This window comes from Mycobacterium angelicum (genome assembly GCF_002086155.1).
Lineage (GTDB): Bacteria > Actinomycetota > Actinomycetes > Mycobacteriales > Mycobacteriaceae > Mycobacterium > Mycobacterium angelicum.
Map to the genome: position 1 here is coordinate 1 of NZ_MVHE01000222.1, position 915 is coordinate 915.

1 protein-coding gene is annotated in these 915 nt (G+C 68.0%); it reads left to right on the forward strand.

The window, feature by feature from the left end:
- A partial coding sequence (locus BST12_RS29105; protein WP_139802067.1) for a ketoacyl-synthetase C-terminal extension domain-containing protein occupies positions 1 to 915 on the forward strand: 915 nt, incomplete at both ends.

A 915-nucleotide genomic window follows, 5' to 3' on the forward strand; every position in this document is an offset into this window, starting at 1 on the left:
GGTGTAAGTCGTTTGCGGCGGGTGCGGATGGGACGGGGGTTGCTGAGGGGGCGGGTTTGGTGTTGTTGGAGCGGCTTTCGGATGCGCGCCGTCATGGGCATGAGGTGTTGGGGGTGATTCGGGGTAGTGCGGTCAATCAGGACGGGGCCTCGAACGGGTTGTCGGCGCCCAACGGGCCGGCTCAGGAGCGGGTTATCCGTGCGGCGTTGGCCAGTGCGGGGTTGGTGCCTGCGGATGTGGATGTGGTGGAGGCTCATGGGACGGGCACGGTGTTGGGTGATCCCATTGAGGCCCAAGCCGTGGTGGCCACGTACGGGCAAGACCGCCCCGCTGATCAGCCGGTGTGGTTGGGGTCGATTAAGTCCAATATTGGGCATACCCAGGCCGCGGCGGGGGTGGCCGGGGTGATCAAGATGGTCCAGGCGCTGCGTCATGAGGTGTTGCCGGCGACGTTGCATGTCGATCAGCCGTCTGCGCATGTGGAGTGGTCCGCGGGTGCGGTGTCGTTGTTGACCCAGCCCCAGCCCTGGCCGTCCAACGGGCGGGTGCGGCGGGCCGCGGTGTCCTCGTTCGGGATTTCGGGCACTAACGCGCACGTGATCATCGAGCAGGCCCCCTCACACCCCACCGCCGCCGTGCCCGACAGCGCTGGTGAGGGTGTGCCAGCCCCGGTGTTGGCGGGGGCGGCTCCGGTGTTGGCGTGGGTGGTATCGGCCAAGACTGAGGTGGCCCTAAGGGCTCAGGCGGCGCGGTTGCGTTCTTATCTGGTGGAGCGTCCCGGGTTGGGGGCTGCGGATGTGGGGTTTTCGTTGGCCACGGGTCGGGCGGGGTTGGAGCACCGGGGTGTGGTGGTGGGTGTGGATCGGGAGCAGTTGTTGGGCGGGTTGGCCGGGTTGGCGACCGGCCAACCCGCAG